Here is a 16,860-nt window from a genome sequence, read left to right as displayed (position 1 = left end):
GACCGCCGACCTCATCGTGACCGGGCGCGGAGGTGTTGTTCAGTCGTGGCGGGACCGGAGGCGGCGTAGGAAGGGGGCGGCCGCGGCGAGGCCGGCGGCTGCGAGGGCGAGGAGCGTCCAGGGCGGTCTGCGGCGGGGGCTGCGTGGTGGACGGGCCGGGGCGGGAGGACGGGCGGGTTCCCGGAGCGCGTGCTCGTACTCCTCGTCGAGGAGGTGCAGGAACCGGCGTTCGCGGCGGCCCCCGGCGGCGCGCAGGCGCAGGTCGCGGCCCTCGGCCCAGAAGCGGCGTCCCGGTTCGCCGGAGAAGACGATGTGCGCGGTGGCGCGGAGGTGCTCCTCGCTGATGGCGCGCAGCTCGTACCGCATCTGCCAGTTGGAGATGATCAGGTTGACGTACATGTGCTCGCGCTGGCCGTCGACGTTGCCGGAGGCGAAGAACGGGCCCCAGCAGCCGCGGTAGAGCGGGTCGTCCATCGCCATCTGGAGCAGGTCGGTGTGGACGGCGCGCAGTCCCTGCTCGCGGGCCGCCTTGGCCTCGTGCGCCTGCATGAACAGCGAGACCGCCACGCCGATCAGGGCGAGTACCGCGAGCAGCGCCGAGGCGGCCCCGTAGGTCTGGCCGATCCAGCTCAGCTCCTCCCAGTCGCCGGACCTGGAGCTGAGGGTGCCGAGCGCGAAGGGGGAGACGGCGACCAGGCCGCAGACGAGCACGATCACCAGGAGCAGCAGAACCGCCACGGTCGTGCGATGGGACGCGCCGCCGGTGACGGCGCGCCTGATCGTCCGGAGTCGCGTGGTCAGGATCGTCCTCCCGTCAGGGGCCGACGTCCGGTGGCGGCAGCGGGGCTATCTCCCGTTCGAAGTAAGAGAACATGTCCTCGGCGGTGTTGTACAGACCGGCGAGGTCGTTCCGGCAGGCGGCGATCACGTCCGGGTCGTCGATGCGCCGTCCGCCCGAGTGCGTGCCCGTGGCGTCGTACAGCGTCTCGTACATCACGCTGCTGCCGAGGATGACGACCTCGGGCAGGGGGCCGTCCGCCTCCAGCGCGCCGACGCCGCTCTGGTCGATCACCCTGATGTCCTGGGCGCCGGTCTCGGCCCAGATCCGCAGGACGTGCATCTCCCATTGCAGGTAGGGGGTCACCGGCAGTTCGGTGACCCGGACGCGCCGGTTGTCGATGCCGTCGGCGACGGACACGTGGTGCTTGGAGGCGGCGCGCTTCTCCTCGATCAGGGCCAGGGCGCGGTCCCAGTCGCCGTCCATCATGGCGACCCAGCTCGGTTCGTCCGGCTCCTGGAAACTCTGGATGCGCTCCAGCTTCCACAGGTCGTCGATCTGCTCGGAATGGCGCCAGAAGTCGTCGAGGTACTCCTGCGCGTCCAGGTCGGCGGCGGGCAGCTCGCGCACCCGCTCAAGCATCGGGGAAGTCCGCCTTGGCGGCGACGATCATGTTGCGGGGCAGGACGACCAGGCGCTCGTTCTCGCCTATCGACACGCCCGGCGGAAGGTGCCTGGCGTAGTTCGCGGTCAGATCGCGGCCGATGAACGCGATGTCGCCGTTGTCCATCTCCCAGATGTCCGGGCAGGTAGGGCTGGCATTGGTGTTCCCCAGTTCGAGTGCGGACTTGCCGAGCCGCTGCTTGAACCCCGCCGTTCCGTCCGCCGCCCATGGCCGGTGTGCCATCGCCGCCTCCTGGTCTCGCCTCGCCTATTTTGTCAATTATTTCATGGGGGGTCGAGTGCGGCAAGAACTCCCGGTGCTGTGATCGCTTCCACCCGCCGGGATGCTCGATACCGAAAAGTGCTCATGATATTGATGTCGTTCTGAGGGGAAATTCTGTGTTGTGTGGACGTGTGCTGGAATTGTCGAGACCTGGGTAATGAGTGGATGTGCCGGAAGGGGTGCTCTGGTGGTCCCGGTGCTGGTGGCGGGGCGTGTCGACGTAGTTGGAGTGGGTGGGGGGTGCCTCGGGTAGGCGACGTGTCCGGCGGGCGAGGAGGGCGTCCACGGTCATCACCGCGATGTCACTGCCCTGGGTACGAAAATGAGATTCTCATCAGGGTGAGGCCATGGCAAGACCCGAGAGCGTGGCGGCATCACCACGTCCTGTGAGCGAGACTCCGGCCCGGAGGTGACTGTGTGAGAGGCGAGGGCTAAAGATGGCAAATGCTCGGGAATTGACAACGCTTCCCGTGGTGATGATCCGGATATCAGTGGCCTGTCATGAATCGGTACGCCGTCCGGAGTGCTGACGTCGTACGGCGGCGGGCCCACGATGCCGGGTGGCCTGCTGTGGCGACGCCCTGTTCAAGGTTCTCGGCGGCCCTGGCGCTGGGGCGACGGGTGTCGTGGTGTCGCCCAGATCACGTAGGGCAGCGGCTCGCTTACATGGAGGGGTCGGCTATTGATGGAGGGACACACTGAACGCGACCGTCCAGACCCGTGATGAGGAGGCGCTGATGCCCGCGTTGAAACGGCCGTCCTTCCTGCCCTCCCTGGAGGCTCTGGAGGAGCAGGCGCAGGACCGGTCGGAGCAGCGCACGCGCGCCGGCTCCCAGTTCGATCATCCGACGGCCAAGTACCTCCTCGTCGCGCTGATCGTGGTGACCGTCCTCGCCCATGTCGTCGCGGGTGTCGTTTTTGTGATCCTCGGGCACTGAAGGCCCCGGCCGGTCGGTCGACGTGGGTGACCGGTGGAATCCGGTATGGCCCCATCGTCCTTCGGTGACCGCCTGGAGAGGATTTCTCATCGTGCCGGTGACAGAGGTGGCCGTATTGGGAAGTGCCGGTCGGTAATGCCTGATCTGCGGCAGGGTGTTCCTGGTCGGAGCAGGGGTGTTCCGGGGTGCGGTGGCCGGGGAGATGATCAGCTGGGCGGCGGCTCGGGGCAACGGCTAAAGGTGACAAAATGCTCGGGAATTGATAAGGCTTCCCGCGATGATGATCTGGGTATAAGCGGCCTGACATAATTCGGTACGTCATCCGGAGTGCTGATGCGCCTTTCCCTCCCCTGCCTGAGCGCCGTCGGTGCTCTGGCCTTCGCCGCCGGGTCCATCGTCTTCGCCGGGTCCGCTTCGGCGGCCGGGGTCCACTACGCCGCCCTCGGGGACTCGTACTCCTCCGGGACGGGGGCGGGGAGCTACGATCCCGCCAGCGGTGGCTGCAACCGCAGCGCCAACGCCTATCCGAAGCTCTGGGCCGCCGCGCACAGCACGGAGTCGTTCAAGTTCGTCGCCTGCTCGGGGGCGACCACCGCGACCATCAAGAGCGGGCAGCTCGGGGCGCTGGGGGGCTCCACCACGCTCGTCAGCCTGACGGCGGGCGGGAACGACGCGGGCTTCGGCACGGTCATGCAGACGTGCGTGCTGGACTCCGCCGCGTCCTGCCAGAGCGCCGTGGCGAACGCCAAGGGCTACATGGACAAGACGCTGCCCGGCCGGCTCGACTCGCTCTATACGGCGATCCGGTCCAGGGCGCCGCAGGCGCGCGTGGTCGTGCTGGGGTATCCGCGGCTCTACAAGATCGTCAGCGGCTGCGTGGGGCTGAGCCAAGCCAAGCGGACCGCGCTGAACGGAGCCGCCGACGCGCTCGACACCAGCGTCTCCAAGGCGGCGGGACGGGCCGGGTTCACGTTCTCGGACGTGCGGGACGAGTTCGCCGGGCACGAGCTGTGCTCCGGGCAGGGCTGGCTGAACGCGGTGACGATCCCGATCGGCTCGTCCTACCACCCGACCGCGCTCGGGCACGCCAAGGGCTACCTGCCCGCGTTCACCGGGTCGACCAAGCGGTCGCTGGCGCTCAAGCGCGACTCCTGACGGGCGTCCAGGTCCGGCCCGCCGGTGACGGCGGGCCGGAGCGCCCCCTACCGTGGCCGTTCGGCGATCGGTGAGGGGCGCGGGTGAGTGATCTCGAGGTGCGGGTCTGGCGGCGTTACGGGAACCTCCGGCTGTACCTGGCGCGGGGTGAGGTGAAGGTCGGCTGGTACGACGTCCGAACGGGCGCGCACGAGATCGAGACCCCCGCCGACGGTGCGCTCTTCTGGGAGACCGTCCGGTCCGAGTGCGCGCGGCTGGGCGAGGAGGTCAAGGCGGCCGTTCCGGAGCCCCGGAGGGTGGACGGAGACCTGGCCGGCAACCGGGCGGGGGCCGTCGCGCAGGCGCGTTCCGTTGAGCTGCGGAGCTGGCGGACGAGGATCGCCGGGCTCTTCGGCGTCCGCACGGAGGCGCGCGACTTCGCGTTCGGGGCCAAGGGGGAGCGGGCCATCGGCAGGAGGCTCGACCGGTGGGCGGGCAAGCGGGGCTGGGATGTGCTGCACGCGGTCCCGGTCGGACGCAACGGCGCCGACATCGACCATGTGCTGATCGGCCCGTTCGGGGTCGTGACGGTCAACACCAAGGCCACCCGCGGCACGGTGTGGGTGGCCGAGAACGGCATGATGGTGAGTGGGACGAAGGTCGACTACCTGCGCAACTCCCGGTTCGAGGCCAAACGGGCCCGCTCGCTGCTGGGCCGGGCGCACGGGCGGCACGTCCCGGTCCAGCCGGTCATCGTGTTCGTCGGCGCGAAGGGGTTCACCGTGCGCGGCGGGGGACCGAAGGACGTCGCCGTCCTGAAGGACGTGAGGGCGCTGCGGCGCTGGCTGGCGCGCCGCGGGACCGTGCTCGAGCCCGACCAGGTCGCCGGGGTGTACGAGGTGGCGCGGACGCCCGCCACCTGGCGGACGTGAGCGCGCCCGTCAGGCCGCGGTGCGCGCGGGAGTGCGGAAGACCTGGGCGGTGTGCCAGTCGATGTGCTCCGGCTCGACGCCCGGCAGGCCGGGCTGGGGAGCGCGGACGGGACGGCCTGACAGCGCCTGCACCAGCGAACGGGCCGCCTGGCCGCGGCCCATGAACTTGCGGGAGACGGTGACCGTGCGGTCACGGGTCAGGCCCATCACGCCGCGGTCGAGCAGCCGGTGGTGCAGGGCGCACAGGCACAGGCCGTTGACGAGGTCGTCCGGGCCGCCGTACGCGCGCCAGCGCAGATGCGCCGCGTCCAGCCCCACCGCGACGCCGTCCAGCAGGCCGTCGTAGTCGCAGAAGGCGCAACTGAACTCGTACGCCTCCAGGACCGCGAGACGGAACGCGGGGTCGCGGGCGGGCAGCACGGGGGAGGGGAGCGCGGCGCCGTCAAGATCGAGCCCGGCCTCCTGGCAGATGTCGCCGTGCAGGGACGGCTCGAAGTTGGCGTCCAGCAGCGCCCGCGCGATCTGCGTCAGCAGGCCGGGCCGTTCGGCGAGGGCCGCGGTGAGGTCGGGGTGCAGCCGTCCCTGGACGCCGGGCTCGCGCAGGGCGGTCAGGCCGGATCCGGGGCTCCCGGGGCCGGCCGGCGTCTCCACCACCCAGATCAGGTCGTCATTGGCCAGGTGGTGGAACGGGTACCCCGGGCTGGTCGCGCGCGGCGGGCCGAACTCGTGGAGCAGGCGCCGCAGGGGCGTCTCGGCGGCCGAGAACGGAATCGGCCCGGCACCGTCGCGCTGGAACCGGCCGAGTGCGTGCAGGAGCAGCAGGGGCTTGTGCGGGGCCCGCTCCCCATGCCGCTCGTACTGGCGGATGCCGAGTACCCGCTCCACCCAGTCCACGGCGGCAGCCTAGCGCCCCGAGTGCGGTCGCCGTCCGGGCCGCCAGGCGAGGACGGCGGGCCGGGCTTTGGAACACGCCCGTCTAGCGGCAGACGCTGCCGCCGGCCTCTCCCTCGCCGTCGGGGGAGCGCTCGGGTTCGAGGTACTCGTCCTCGGGCCAGAGGGCGTCGGCGAGCCAGGCGAGGTACTCCTCGTCCCAGGGGTCCAGCTCGGCGGTCATCGATTCGGGATGACCGCTCCCGCCGTCCTCGCCCGCGCAGGGGGGCGGCGTCGGCCGCAGCAGGCGCGGCAGCGCGAGGCCGAGCAGAGCTGCCAGTGAGGCGACGACCAGTGCTGTGATCACACCACGGCGTCCTTCCGCGATCGTGTCCTAGCGTGCGCAATCATTGTGTAAGGAGCAAAACAGTTGAACGCTACTAGACGGATCGATCGGGCGGGAGCGCGACATGCCGCACGCCAGGGAGAGTGATTCCGTGGAATTTCACCGGAGTTGGCCTGCGGGCGCGGACGCCCCCGCAGGTGCGGGCACGGACGCCGGCGTGGACGGGCGGGCGCGGGAGCTGGCGCGGATCGTGTGGGACCACCTCGTCCTCCTGACGCCCCTGGACACCGCCGACGTGATCCTCGCGCTCGGCTGCCACGACACCCGGGTCGCGGTGCACGCCGCGCGGCTGTGGCATGAGGGCCGGGCGCCGCTGCTGGTGGTGTCCGGCGGCCACGGCAAGATCACCTCGGCGTGGGCCGAGACCGAGGCGCTTGCGTTCGCCCGGGTCGCCCGCGGGCACGGCGTCCCCGAAGAGGCGCTGCTGCTGGAGGAGACGGCCGCCAACACCGGCGAGAACATCACCGCGACCCGGGCGCTGCTGGACGCGCGGGGCGTCGCGGTGGGTCGCGGGATCCTGGTGGCCAAGCCGTACATGACCCGCCGGGCCCTGGCGACCGCGCGCCGCCAGTGGCCCGGGGTCGAGTGGCTGGCGGCGGCGCCCGAGCTCGGGTACGACTCCTACCTCGGCGGGGAGGACGAGCGGCGCTTCATCGAGCTGATGGTGGGCGACCTGCAGCGGATGCGGGTGTACGCGGAGCGCGGCTTCCAGGTCCCGATGCCCGTCCCCGAGGCGGCGTGGGCGGCCCACGAGGAGCTCGCCCGGCTCGGCTTCGACCGGTACGTGATCGGACGCCCCGGTGGCGCGGCGCGTCCCGCCGGACGCTGAGGGCGGGACCGCTCAGACCGCGGTCGGGCGGTGGGGGGCGATGGCGCGGCCGTCGGGCAGCAGCTCGCCGGTGTCGTCGAAGACGACGATGCCGTTGCAGAGCAGGCTCCACCCTTGCTCGGGGTGGCTGGCCACGGTGCGGGCCGCCTCCCGGTCCCGTCCGTCGGGGGCGGGGCAGGGAGGCCGGTGGACGCAGACCGGTGCGGGCTGAGTGATCACGGGAACCTCCACTGTCCTTATTTAGGACATATACCAGCCTGCGCTCAAGTGACCGAAATATGCAAGTAAGTAGCGGATTCTTTACCCAAGCGGCCTGGGAAGATCGCCGAATTTGCCCCCGCGTGACTCAGTGCAGGAGCCCTCCGCCCGCCTCGTCGCCGTGGTCGACGTCGAGTCCGACCACCGAGGTGCAGCCGGTGCAGAGCCACTCGGCGATGACCGCCTCGGGGTTGCTGCCGTGCGTTCGGTAGGGGCGGTCGACCCGCCTGCGGCGCATGCCGTGCCCGCAGGACGAGTGCAGCAGCCGGCCGCACTGCGGGCAGGGCCACACGTCCTCGCGGCGCAGGCCGCACTGCGGGCAGAGCGGGGAGTCGGCCGGGTCCGGGATCCCGGCCAGGTCGAACTCGTGCAGCCAGTCCTGTTCGAGGTCGAGGTACTCGTCCCCGGGCCAGTGGTGGTCGGCCAGCCAGGCCAGGTACTCCTCGGCCCCGGACTCCAGTACGGCGGTCAGGGACTCGGGGTGCCCGTCCGGTTCGGGAGCGGGCCCGCCGTTCGGGCCGGGGCGGCGCCGCGCCCCGTGCCGCGCGGCGGCGAGCAGCGTCAGCAGTCCGAGGAGCGCGGCCGCGGCCAGGCCAGTCGCCGTGGGCATTCGCGGGGTCCTTTCATGATCTTGCTGGGAGGGTGTCCGATCATGAATTCGCTTCACAAAACGCTGCGAACGCTACAAGAAAGGCTCTTTACCGAAAAGTCGATCAGAAAAGAATCTTCACTTCCGCCGCGGCGCGCGCGATGACCGAAACCCCCGGCCGAGATCAGTCCTTCCGGCCGAGGACCGCCACCATCTGGCTGTGCAGCGGGTGCTCCAGGGGCCCGGCCGGGCCGTCCGGGCGCCACGCGGTCACGTGCGCCACCCCCGGCTCGAGGATCGTGAGACCGTCCATGAAGCCCTCGATCTCCGACGAGTGCCGGAAGTAGGACCCGCCGAGCCCGGACTGGAGGATGTGCTTGGCCTCCTCCACCCGCGGGTCGTCGCCCGCGTCGTGCAGGTGGGTGAGCATGACATGGCTGCCGGGCGGCAGGAACGGGAGCAGCCCGCGGACCACCGATCCCGGGTCCCGCTCGTCCGGGACGTGGTGGACGATCGCGGCGAGGATGACGCCCACCGGGCGGCCGAGGTCGAGCAGCCCGTCCAGCGCCGGGTCGTTGAAGATCTTCTCCGGCTCGTGCAGGTCGCCCTGGATGAAGGTGGCGACGCCGGTCTCGGTGAGCAGCGCCCTGCCGTGCGCCAGCACGATCGGGTCGTTGTCCACGTACACCACGCGCGAGCCGGGGGCGGCGTCGCGCGCGAACTGGTGCACGTTGCTGGAGGTGGGCAGGCCCGAGCCGATGTCGATGAACTGCGTGACGCCCGCCTCTCCCGCCAGGTAGGTCACTGCGCGCTCGATCGCGACGCGGTTGCCCTGCGCGACGACCGGGGCCTCGGGGACGAGCCCCATCACCATGTCGGCGACCTCGCGGTCGACGGCGAAGTTGTCCTTCCCGCCGAGGAAGTAGTCGTACACGCGGGCGAAGCTCGGGGTGGAGGTGTCGATGCCGGGCGGTGCGTTCTCCGGAACGTCGTGGTCCACGGGTGCCCGCTCCTTAGGTACCGCCGGCGGGGAGTGCCGGCTGGGTCTGGGGGACCACAAGATTAAGGCGATTCGCCTTATGCGGTAGGGGTTTTCGCGCCCAGGGTGCGGTTTTCCGCAGGGTCCGGATGGGGTGCGCGGCCGGGCCGGACGGCGGTGCGCTCCATGGTGGCGCGGGCCGCCGGTTCCTAGCGTCGGACGCATGATTTCCCTGACGAGCACGGCCGCCGCGGCGGCCCCCCTTCTCGCCGCCCCGGACGGCGGGACCGAGCCGATCGGCGGCATCGCCGGGTGGGCCACCGGCCTGATGGAGAGCATGGGCGCGCCCGGCGCGGGCCTGGCGATCGCCCTGGAGAACCTGTTCCCGCCGCTGCCGAGCGAGATCATCCTCCCGCTGGCGGGCTTCACCGCCGCGCAGGGCCGGATGAGCCTGGTCGCCGCCCTGGTGTGGACGACCGTGGGCGCGGTGGCGGGCGCGCTGGCGCTGTACGGGATCGGCGCGCTGATCGGCCGCGACCGGATCCGCGCGCTGGTGGCGCGGCTGCCGCTGGTCAAGCTCGCCGATCTCGACCGGACCGAGGCGTGGTTCGAGCGGCACGGCGCCAAGGCGGTGTTCTTCGGCCGGATGATCCCGATCTTCCGGAGCCTGATCTCGGTCCCCGCCGGGGTGGAGCGGATGCCGATGGCGCGGTTCCTGGTGTTCAGCACGCTCGGCAGCCTGCTGTGGAACACGCTGTTCGTGCTGGCCGGGTACGGGCTCGGGGACAACTGGCGCGCGGTCGAGGAGGTCGTGGGGGTCTACTCCAAGGCGGTCCTCGCGGCGGCGGTGCTGGTGGCGGCGGCGTTCGCCGCGGTGCGTATCGTGAAGGCCCGACAGGCCGCGCGGGCAGGAACGCACCGCGCGAAGGCAGGGACGCGAGACTTCGAACGTGACCGACTCGGCTGACCGTCCCGGCGTGCTCCGGGCGGGTGCGCGGACGGCGACCCGGGGGACGGCTCGGGGGGCCGCGCGGGCGGCGGCCGGTGTGCTCCTCGGCGCGCTCACCGCCGCCGCCGCACTGGTGCTGCTGCCGTTCGCGGCGCTGCTCGTGGCGTGCGCGACGGCGTCCTCCCGGGGGCGGCGCGCGATCCCGCGGCCGGTCGCCGACGGGGCGCGGGCGCTGACCGGGCTGGAACACCGCCGGCTCGCCCGGTTCCACGGCGAGCGCGGCGACGTCGAGTACGGACCGCCCCGGGCGCTGGCCTACCTGCTGCTGCGGATGCCGCTGGGGCTGCTCGGCGGCGCGATCCTGCTCCTCATCGGGTACGGGGCGGCCCTCGGCGCCAGGCTGGCGGCCGGGTGGTGGATCACCGGCCGCTACCTGGACGGCATCCCGCCCGCGTGGTGGATCGTGGTCTACACGGTGGTGGCCGGGGCGGTCCTGCTGTTCCTCGCCGTCGCGGGGCTGGCGGGCGTGGTGATGCTGGAGCGGCGGGCGGCTCGGCGCTGCCTCGGGCCGAGTCCGCTGGCCGAGTACGAGCGGCGCATCGCGCAGCTCTCGGTCAGCCGCGCCGAGGTCGTCGACGCGGTGGACGACGAGCGCCGCCGCATCGAGCGCGACCTGCACGACGGCGTCCAGCAGCGCCTGGTCGCGCTCGGCATGCTGATCGGCCGCGCCCGCCGCGCCGGCGACGGCGACCGGGCCGGCGAGCTGCTGCGGCAGGCCCACGAGGAGTCGCGGCGCGCGCTGGAGGACCTGCGGGAGGTCACCTGGCGGGTGTACCCGTCGGCGCTCGACGGCGAGGGGCTGCGGGCGGCGCTGGAGACGGTCGCCGAACGGTCCCCGCTGCCGGTGACGATCGACTACGGCCTGACCGGGCGGCCCCCGCACGCGGTGGAGATCGCCGCGTACTTCGTGGTGTGCGAGGCCGTCACCAACGCCGTCAAGCACTCCGGCGCGACCCGCGTCCGGGTCGAGGTCACCGCCCCCACCACCCCCACCACCCCCACCGGCCATGCCGGGCCCGGGCCGGAACGCGAGAGGATGATCACCGTGCGGATCGAGGACGACGGGACCGGGGACGCCGACCCGGGCGGCGGCGGGCTGGCCGGGCTGGCGCGGCGGGCCGCCGCGCTCGACGGGACGTTCGCCGTGCGCAGCCCGTCCGGCGGGCCCACCGTGATCATCGCGAGGCTGCCGTGCGGGTGATGCTGGCCGAGGACTCCACCCTCCTGCGCGAGGGGCTGGTGCGGCTGCTGGTCGAGGAGGGTCACCGGGTTCCCGCGGCGGTCGGCGACGGCGGTGCGCTCCTGGCCGCGGTGGCCGCGGACCCGCCGGACGTGGTGGTCGTGGACGTGCGGATGCCGCCGACGCACACCGACGAGGGGCTGCGCGCGGCGCTGGAGATCCGGCGCCGGTGGCCGGGCGTCGGGGTGCTGGTGCTGTCGCAGCACGTGGAGAAGCGGTATGCCACCGAGCTGATCACCGCCGACACCGGCGGCCGGCACGGCGTCGGCTACCTGCTCAAGGACCGGGTCGCGCAGGTGGACGAGTTCCTGGAGGCGCTCGACCGGGTCGGCGCGGGCGGCGCCGCGTTCGACCCCGAGGTGGTGCGGCGGCTGCTGGTGCACGGCTCGCGCGCCGACCCGCTGAGCCGGCTCACGCCGCGCGAGCGGGACGTCCTCGGCCATATGGCGGAGGGACGCACCAACGCCTCGACCGCCGCGCAGCTGCACATCTCGCAGAGCGCGGTCGAGAAGCACGTCAACGCCATCTTCGACAAGCTGGAGCTGTCGCACGCCGGCGGGTACAGCCGCCGCGTCCTGGCCGTCCTGCGCTACCTGGGCTCCTGAACCCGGCCGGGCGGACCCGCGCCTCCGCCCCGGGGCCATGGCATGGTTGGACGCGTCATGGCGGACGGACGAGGGGGAGCGGCGCATGGTCGGCAGTCTTGAGTGGGAACCGGCCGAGGACCGCGCGGAGCTTCTCGCCCCGGCGGTGGCGTCCGCGCTCGGCTCGGTCTCGGGCGCGCGGGTCGCCGAGATTGACCCGGAGCTCGCCGACACGGCGGAGTTCTGCGCGCGCTACGCGGTGCCGCTGGAGATCAGCGCCAACTGCGTGATCGTCGCGGCGAAGCGGGGCGGCGAGGTCTTCTACGCGGCGTGCATGATCCTCGCCACCGGCAGGGCCGACGTGAACGGCGCCGTCCGCCGCCGCCTCGGCGCGCGCAAGGCGTCGTTCGCGCCGATGGCGGACGCGCCGGCGCTGACCGGCATGGAGTACGGCGGCATCACGCCCGTCGGCCTGCCGGAGGGGTGGCCGATCCTGGTGGACGAGGCGGTGGCGGAGACCGACCAGGTCGTCATCGGCAGCGGGCTGCGCCGGTCGAAGCTGCTGCTGCCGGGCAAGGCCCTGGCCGGGCTGCCGGGCGCGGAGGCGATGGCCCTCGCCCAGCGGTGACGGTGCTCGGGCGTCAACTGCTCATGTAGAGGACGCCGCCGGCCGCGCGGGCCCGGTCGTGGAGCACCCGGTTGGACGCGAGCATCTCCTCGACCGGACGGCATCCCGGCGAGGCGGCGCGCAGCAGGCCGAACAGCACGGGGTCTGCGGGGGCCCGCAGCAGCGGCACGGGCACGGGACCCGGCGCCAGTGCCTGGATGCGGACGAGGCCGCTGAGGCCGATGTCGTCCGGGCCCATCTCCGCGAGCGTCGCGTCGATCACGTCGACGGCGCGCGCCGCGGGCAGCAGGACCGTCGCCCACGGGTGCGGCCGGGCCCACTCGCCGAGCGCGATCAACTCCTGGACGTCCGGGCGCATCCGGTCGGCGAAGTCGAGGAAGGACAGCTCCTCGACCTCCATGCCGGTCCCGGTCTCGTCGGGCGGCAGGCCCGGAGGCGGCCGGTCGCCGTCGTGGACGACGGCCCTCAGCTCGCAGCGCCCGCCCGGCTCGGCCAGGCCCGAGACGTGGTCCGCGCGGACGGTGCGCTGCGCCCGCAGCAGCCCGGCCGCGCCGGCGAGGGGCACCGTGAACGACAGCACGCGTTCGGGGGCCGGGACGAGCCGGAGCGCGGCGCGCGTGATGACGCCGTTGCGGCCCATCGCGGCGCGCACGGCGTCGAAGACGTCCCGCCGGTCGCCCGGCGAGCAGGTCACCGCCTCCCCCGTGCGGGTGACGACGTCGAGTTCGAGCACGTTGGCGGCCTGCGTGCCGTGGACGTGCGAGGTGCCGCCGATGCCGCCCGCCGAGAGCGTCCCGCCGACCGTGAGGTCGAGATAGTCGGTGAGCACCGGCGGGGTCCGGCCGTGCGGGAGCGTCGCGTCCAGCACCTCGCGCCAGGTCGCGCCCGCGTCGACGACGACCCGGTCGGCCTGCACCGCGTGGACGGTCGCGAGCCCGCGCAGGTCGAGCGAGACGCCGCCGGTCTGGGACTGCCCGCCGGTGGAGTGCCCGCAGCCGCGCGCGACCAGCGGTGTGCCGCTCGCGGCGGCCTCCCGGACCGCCTCGGCGACCTCTCTCGCGCACGAGGGTCTGATCACGGTGCCGGGAGTGCGGCGGACGATCCCTCCGAAGTCGTGGAGCATCGGACCTCCTAGCCGTCGCGCAGCCGGTCGGCGACCCGGTTGAGGGCGCCGCCCAGCAGGTCGAGTTCCTCGGGGGTCAGCACGTCGATGAGGCTCTCGCGGACGACGCGCCGGTGGCCGGGCCGCACCCTGGCCAGCACGTCCGCGCCCTTGTCGGTCAGCTCGGCCCATACCGAGCGGCGGTCGGAGTCGCAGTCCGCCCGCTGCACCAGCCCCTCGCGTTCGAGCCGGGTCACCTGGTAGGTCAGCCGGCTCTTGGACACCATCACCTCGCGGGCCAGATCGGACATCCGGAGCCGCCGCCCCTCGGCCTGCGCCAGCCTGACCAGCACCTCGAACTCGGGGTGGGACAGCCCGCCGTCGGCCTTGAGCTGCCGCTCGATCTCGTGGTCGAGCAGGTGCGCCGCGGCGAGGAAGCCGATCCACGCGCGCAGCTCCCGGGGGCCGAGGACCGAGGCGTCGTCCATGGCCCCATCCTAGCGTTGGTTCGAATTTGAACTACTTCCTGCTAGCGTTAGTTCAGTTTTGAACCACTACTCCAGGAGGAGAGGCATGCATCCCGCTCGCCGCTACCCCTACCTGCCCGACGCCGCCCTGCTCATCGGCCGGCTGGCCCTGGGCGCGGTCTTCATCGCGCACGGATGGCAGAAGCTGTCCGACGTCGGCCACTCCGGAGTGACCAAGATGTTCGACGGGATGGGAGTCCCGATGCCCGGCCTGTCCGCCACCTACGCCACCTGGGCGGAGCTCGTCGGCGGCGCGGCGCTCATCGCCGGCGTGCTGGTCCCGGTCGCGGGGATCCTGCTCGCCGCCGACATGGCCGGCGCGTTCTGGTTCGTCCACATGGACAAGGGCCTGTTCTCCGACAAGGGCGGGTACGAGCTGGTGCTCGTCCTCGGCGCCGGAGCGCTGATGCTCGCCCTCGCGGGCGCGGGCCGCTTCTCCGTGGACAACCTCCTGTGGGGACGCCGCGCGCCGTCCCCGGAACGCGAGCCCGCTGCGGCCTGACATCCCTACGACCCCTGCGACGTCATCGTCCGCGTCACGGCACGGCACGCCGCCGCCGCGCCCTTCGCGTCGGCGCTCGCCTTGACCGTGTGGCGCCGTGACCAGGGACCCCTGACCGCGGCGCTCCAACACCGGTACCTCGGCACCCGCCGTTAACGTCACAGTGACAAGATGTTCTCGATGACCGTTTCTGGGCAAGTGATCGTCAATGATTTCCTGGAAGGGCGGGTCTCTGGTGTCGCGCGGGAGTGAGTTCGTGGTGGTGGCCAACCGGCTGCCGGTCGACCGGATCACAGGCGAGGACGGGGCCCCGGCGTGGCGGCGCAGTCCCGGGGGACTGGTGAGCGCGATCGCCCCGGTGATGCGCCGCCGGAAGGGCACCTGGATCGGCTGGGCCGGATCGCCCGACGAGGAGCTGGAGCCGTTCGAGGAGGACGGCATGGCCCTCGTCCCGGTGCCGCAGTCCGCCGAGGAGGTCGAGCTCTACTACGAGGGCTTCTCCAACGCGACCCTCTGGCCGCTGTACCACGACGTGATCGCGCCGCCGGTGTACGACCGGTCGATGTGGGACGCCTACGTGCGGGTGAACGAGCGCTTCGCGGAGGCCGCGGCCAAGGTCGCCGCAGACGACGCCATCGTCTGGGTGCAGGACTACCAGCTCCAGCTCGTCCCGTCCCTGCTCCGCAGGCTCCGCCCCGATCTGCGCATCGGGTTCTTCCTGCACATCCCGTTCCCGCCGCTGGAGCTGTTCTGGCAACTGCCCTGGCGGCGGCAGATCCTGGAGGGGCTGCTCGGCGCCGACCTGGTCGGCTTCCAGCTCCCCGGGGCGGCGTCCAACTTCGTCCGGCTGTGCCGCCGCCTCCTCGACGTCCGCCACGTCCGGCAGGACGTCTTCTGGGAGGACCGGGTCGTCCGGGCGCGGGCGTTCCCCATCTCGGTGGACGTGGGCGAGCTGAACGACCTGGTCGAGCGTCCCGACGTGCGCGAGCGGGCCGAGGAGATCCGCACCGATGTCGGCGACGCGACCATCCTGCTCGGCGTCGACCGGCTCGACTACACCAAGGGGATCGCGCAGCGGCTCCAGGCGTTCGGCGAGCTGTTCGGCGACGGGCACCTCAAGCCGGGGCAGGCCGTCCTGGTGCAGATCGCCACGCCGAGCCGGGAGCGGGTCGAGCAGTACCAGATCCTCCGCGAGGACATCGAGCAGCAGGTCGGCCGGATCAACGGCGAGTACGGCGAGATCGGCTTCCCCGTCGTGCACTACATGCACAGCTCCTACGACCGCGCCGAGCTGGCCGCGCTCTACCTGGCGGCCGACGTGATGGTGGTGACCCCGCTGCGCGACGGCATGAACTTGGTCGCCAAGGAGTACGTGGCCTGCCGCGGCGACCTGCGCGGCGCGCTGGTGCTGAGCGAGTTCGCCGGCGCCGCCGCCGAGCTCAGGCGGGGCGCCTTCCAGGTCAACCCCTACGACATCGACGGGCTCAAGGACACGCTGCTCGCCGCCGTCCATGCCGGGCCCTCCGAGCAGGCGCGGCGGATGCGGACGATGCGGCGCCGGGTGATCGAGCACGACGTCGACCGCTGGGCACACGAATTCCTCAGCGAGCTGGAGAGCCCCGCGCTGCCCTCACTCCCGCACTGACCCCTCCCGGACCGTCCCCACGCCGGCACCGGCCCGGCCCATACCGGCCCCGCGCACGCACCGACCCCGCGCAGACACTGACGAACGGGCCCGGCGGTCTCACGTGACCGCCGGGCCGCCGGGGCCACCGGCCCGCCGGTGCGGTCAGTGCCGCGGCGCGTCCGTGCCGTGTTCCTCGCCCTGGTCGGTGGGCCCGGAGGCGTCGTCCGCCGGGGGGACGCTGAGGTTGAACGACGCCCAGACGGCCTTACCGCCGGTGCCGAGCCGCGCCCAGCCCCAGGCGCCGCTGACCCCGCCGACCACCAGCAGCCCGCGCCCGCCCTCACCGGAGCGCTCGGGCTCCTGCGCGATGGGCTCCGGCGTGTGCGCCCCGGGGTCGGTCACCATGGCGACGATCCGCCGCGGGTGCCCGAGCAGGACGAGCTGGATCGGATGCGCGGGCAGGGGCTGGGGGAGGTCGTCCATGCCGTGCCGCAGCGCGTTGGTGACCAGCTCCGACACGGCGATGATCACGTCGCCGCCGGCCTCCTCGTCCACCCCCCACGCGCGCAGCGTGGCCCGCGCGAAGTCGCGCGCCGTGCGCGGCGCGGTGATCTCGGCGGGCAGCACCCGCCGGGCGGTCCGCGGGACGCCCGCGTGCGTGCCGGGCCAGAGCCCGGCGAGGCCGGGCGAGGGCACCGGCGCGGCGGTCGCCGCGGCGGCGGGCGCGCTCGGGAGGACGGCTGTGCGCGGCGCGTCCGGCCACGGCGCGTGGTCGGCCACCGCGGGGCGGTGCCGCCGTCCGTGCGTGGCGGCGGGCGCCGCGATGTCGTCTGCCTGGTCAACGATCATTGTCAAACCCCAGAGGCGTGCGGGTCGGTCACCGGCGAGCGTTCGCTATCTTGCTCCCCAAGTCGTGCAGATGCAAGACCGTCTGCATGAACGGATGCAAGAACGAATGCACGTGCATCTCGTACCATTGTGT

At 72.6% G+C, this 16,860-nt stretch carries 21 protein-coding genes; 10 read left to right on the top strand and 11 right to left on the bottom strand.

Annotated elements, in window-relative coordinates:
- Window positions 1–39: 39 nt before the first annotated feature.
- From OHA34_RS09415 to OHA34_RS09405, 3 genes are all read right to left on the bottom strand, one after another.
- Complete coding sequence (locus OHA34_RS09415; RefSeq protein ID WP_329521365.1) at window positions 40–738, bottom strand: DUF6082 family protein; 699 nt, start codon at window positions 736–738, stop codon at window positions 40–42.
- Window positions 739–814: 76 nt separating this feature from the next.
- The gene (locus tag OHA34_RS09410) at window positions 815–1,420 is read right to left on the bottom strand and encodes a DUF6879 family protein (RefSeq protein ID WP_329521364.1); all 606 of its coding nucleotides are present in this window, start codon (window positions 1,418–1,420) and stop codon (window positions 815–817) included.
- Complete coding sequence (locus tag OHA34_RS09405; RefSeq protein ID WP_285940701.1) at window positions 1,413–1,685, bottom strand: hypothetical protein; 273 nt, start codon at window positions 1,683–1,685, stop codon at window positions 1,413–1,415. Before OHA34_RS09405 ends, OHA34_RS09410 begins: the two co-directional genes overlap by 8 nt.
- Before the next feature lie 776 nt (window positions 1,686–2,461).
- Between OHA34_RS09405 and OHA34_RS09400 the strand changes: the two genes are divergently transcribed.
- The 3 genes from OHA34_RS09400 (at window position 2,462) to OHA34_RS09390 (ending at window position 4,728) form a co-directional block, all read left to right on the top strand.
- Window positions 2,462–2,662, top strand: coding sequence for a hypothetical protein (locus OHA34_RS09400; protein WP_285940700.1), 201 nt, complete (start codon window positions 2,462–2,464; stop codon window positions 2,660–2,662).
- Window positions 2,663–2,995: 333 nt separating this feature from the next.
- Window positions 2,996–3,817, top strand: coding sequence for an SGNH/GDSL hydrolase family protein (locus OHA34_RS09395; protein WP_329521363.1), 822 nt, complete (start codon window positions 2,996–2,998; stop codon window positions 3,815–3,817).
- An 83-nt stretch (window positions 3,818–3,900) separates the two neighbouring features.
- Window positions 3,901–4,728, top strand: a complete 828-nt coding sequence (locus OHA34_RS09390) for a nuclease-related domain-containing protein (RefSeq protein ID WP_329521362.1) — start codon at window positions 3,901–3,903, stop codon at window positions 4,726–4,728.
- 9 nt (window positions 4,729–4,737) lie between these two features.
- On the opposite strand, the gene OHA34_RS09385 is transcribed toward OHA34_RS09390, so the two are convergent.
- Together OHA34_RS09385 and OHA34_RS09380 are read right to left on the bottom strand one after the other, a co-directional pair.
- On the bottom strand, window positions 4,738–5,622 hold the full coding sequence (locus OHA34_RS09385) for a phosphorothioated DNA-binding restriction endonuclease (RefSeq protein ID WP_329521361.1): 885 nt from the start codon (window positions 5,620–5,622) through the stop codon (window positions 4,738–4,740).
- Window positions 5,623–5,704: 82 nt separating this feature from the next.
- Window positions 5,705–5,965, bottom strand: coding sequence for a hypothetical protein (locus OHA34_RS09380; protein ID WP_285940696.1), 261 nt, complete (start codon window positions 5,963–5,965; stop codon window positions 5,705–5,707).
- A 130-nt stretch (window positions 5,966–6,095) separates the two neighbouring features.
- Between OHA34_RS09380 and OHA34_RS09375 the strand changes: the two genes are divergently transcribed.
- A complete protein-coding gene (locus OHA34_RS09375; protein WP_329521360.1) occupies window positions 6,096–6,833 on the top strand; it encodes a YdcF family protein in 738 nt (245 codons plus the stop codon).
- A gap of 12 nt (window positions 6,834–6,845) precedes the next feature.
- Here OHA34_RS09375 and OHA34_RS09370 read toward each other — a convergent pair whose 3' ends face one another.
- From OHA34_RS09370 to OHA34_RS09360, 3 genes are all read right to left on the bottom strand, one after another.
- Window positions 6,846–7,052: a DUF5999 family protein gene (locus tag OHA34_RS09370; RefSeq protein ID WP_432763059.1), complete on the bottom strand. Its 207-nt coding sequence runs from the start codon at window positions 7,050–7,052 to the stop codon at window positions 6,846–6,848.
- Between the two features lie 127 nt (window positions 7,053–7,179).
- Window positions 7,180–7,701 carry a hypothetical protein gene (locus OHA34_RS09365; RefSeq protein WP_329521359.1) on the bottom strand — a complete coding sequence of 174 codons (522 nt, stop codon included), beginning with the start codon at window positions 7,699–7,701 and terminating at the stop codon, window positions 7,180–7,182.
- A gap of 163 nt (window positions 7,702–7,864) precedes the next feature.
- The gene (locus OHA34_RS09360) at window positions 7,865–8,680 is read right to left on the bottom strand and encodes an SAM-dependent methyltransferase (protein ID WP_329521358.1); all 816 of its coding nucleotides are present in this window, start codon (window positions 8,678–8,680) and stop codon (window positions 7,865–7,867) included.
- 307 nt (window positions 8,681–8,987) lie between these two features.
- On the opposite strand from OHA34_RS09360, the gene OHA34_RS09355 reads away from it, so the two are divergent.
- The 4 genes from OHA34_RS09355 (at window position 8,988) to OHA34_RS09340 (ending at window position 12,120) form a co-directional block, all read left to right on the top strand.
- Window positions 8,988–9,626, top strand: coding sequence for a DedA family protein (locus OHA34_RS09355; protein WP_329522388.1), 639 nt, complete (start codon window positions 8,988–8,990; stop codon window positions 9,624–9,626).
- Window positions 9,610–10,869 (top strand): sensor histidine kinase, encoded by a 1,260-nt coding sequence (locus OHA34_RS09350; protein WP_329521357.1) that lies wholly within the window; start codon window positions 9,610–9,612, stop codon window positions 10,867–10,869. The genes OHA34_RS09355 and OHA34_RS09350 overlap by 17 nt, the downstream gene beginning before the upstream one ends.
- Window positions 10,860–11,513 (top strand): response regulator transcription factor, encoded by a 654-nt coding sequence (locus OHA34_RS09345; protein ID WP_285940691.1) that lies wholly within the window; start codon window positions 10,860–10,862, stop codon window positions 11,511–11,513. Before OHA34_RS09350 ends, OHA34_RS09345 begins: the two co-directional genes overlap by 10 nt.
- 85 nt (window positions 11,514–11,598) lie before the next feature.
- A complete protein-coding gene (locus OHA34_RS09340; protein WP_329521356.1) occupies window positions 11,599–12,120 on the top strand; it encodes a YbaK/EbsC family protein in 522 nt (173 codons plus the stop codon).
- A gap of 13 nt (window positions 12,121–12,133) precedes the next feature.
- On the opposite strand, the gene OHA34_RS09335 is transcribed toward OHA34_RS09340, so the two are convergent.
- Together OHA34_RS09335 and OHA34_RS09330 are read right to left on the bottom strand one after the other, a co-directional pair.
- The gene (locus OHA34_RS09335) at window positions 12,134–13,243 is read right to left on the bottom strand and encodes an FAD-binding protein (RefSeq protein WP_329521355.1); all 1,110 of its coding nucleotides are present in this window, start codon (window positions 13,241–13,243) and stop codon (window positions 12,134–12,136) included.
- Window positions 13,244–13,251: 8 nt separating this feature from the next.
- Complete coding sequence (locus OHA34_RS09330) at window positions 13,252–13,710, bottom strand: MarR family winged helix-turn-helix transcriptional regulator (RefSeq protein ID WP_329521354.1); 459 nt, start codon at window positions 13,708–13,710, stop codon at window positions 13,252–13,254.
- 85 nt (window positions 13,711–13,795) lie between these two features.
- Here OHA34_RS09330 and OHA34_RS09325 point away from each other — a divergent pair, with 85 nt between their 5' ends.
- Both OHA34_RS09325 and OHA34_RS09320 read left to right on the top strand, forming a co-directional pair.
- A complete protein-coding gene (locus OHA34_RS09325; RefSeq protein WP_329521353.1) occupies window positions 13,796–14,251 on the top strand; it encodes a DoxX family protein in 456 nt (151 codons plus the stop codon).
- A gap of 235 nt (window positions 14,252–14,486) precedes the next feature.
- The gene (locus tag OHA34_RS09320) at window positions 14,487–15,896 is read left to right on the top strand and encodes an alpha,alpha-trehalose-phosphate synthase (UDP-forming) (RefSeq protein ID WP_329521352.1); all 1,410 of its coding nucleotides are present in this window, start codon (window positions 14,487–14,489) and stop codon (window positions 15,894–15,896) included.
- 144 nt (window positions 15,897–16,040) lie between these two features.
- Here the strand turns inward: OHA34_RS09320 and OHA34_RS09315 are convergent, their stop codons facing one another.
- Window positions 16,041–16,727 (bottom strand): ATP-binding protein, encoded by a 687-nt coding sequence (locus OHA34_RS09315; RefSeq protein WP_285940685.1) that lies wholly within the window; start codon window positions 16,725–16,727, stop codon window positions 16,041–16,043.
- Window positions 16,728–16,860: the final 133 nt, after the last annotated feature.

It is taken from the genome of Spirillospora sp. NBC_01491 (assembly GCF_036227065.1).
Taxonomy (GTDB): Bacteria; Actinomycetota; Actinomycetes; order Streptosporangiales; family Streptosporangiaceae; genus Spirillospora; species Spirillospora xylanilytica.
Note: the sequence above shows the minus strand (reverse complement) of the source record. Positions and strands in the feature narration are given on the sequence as shown.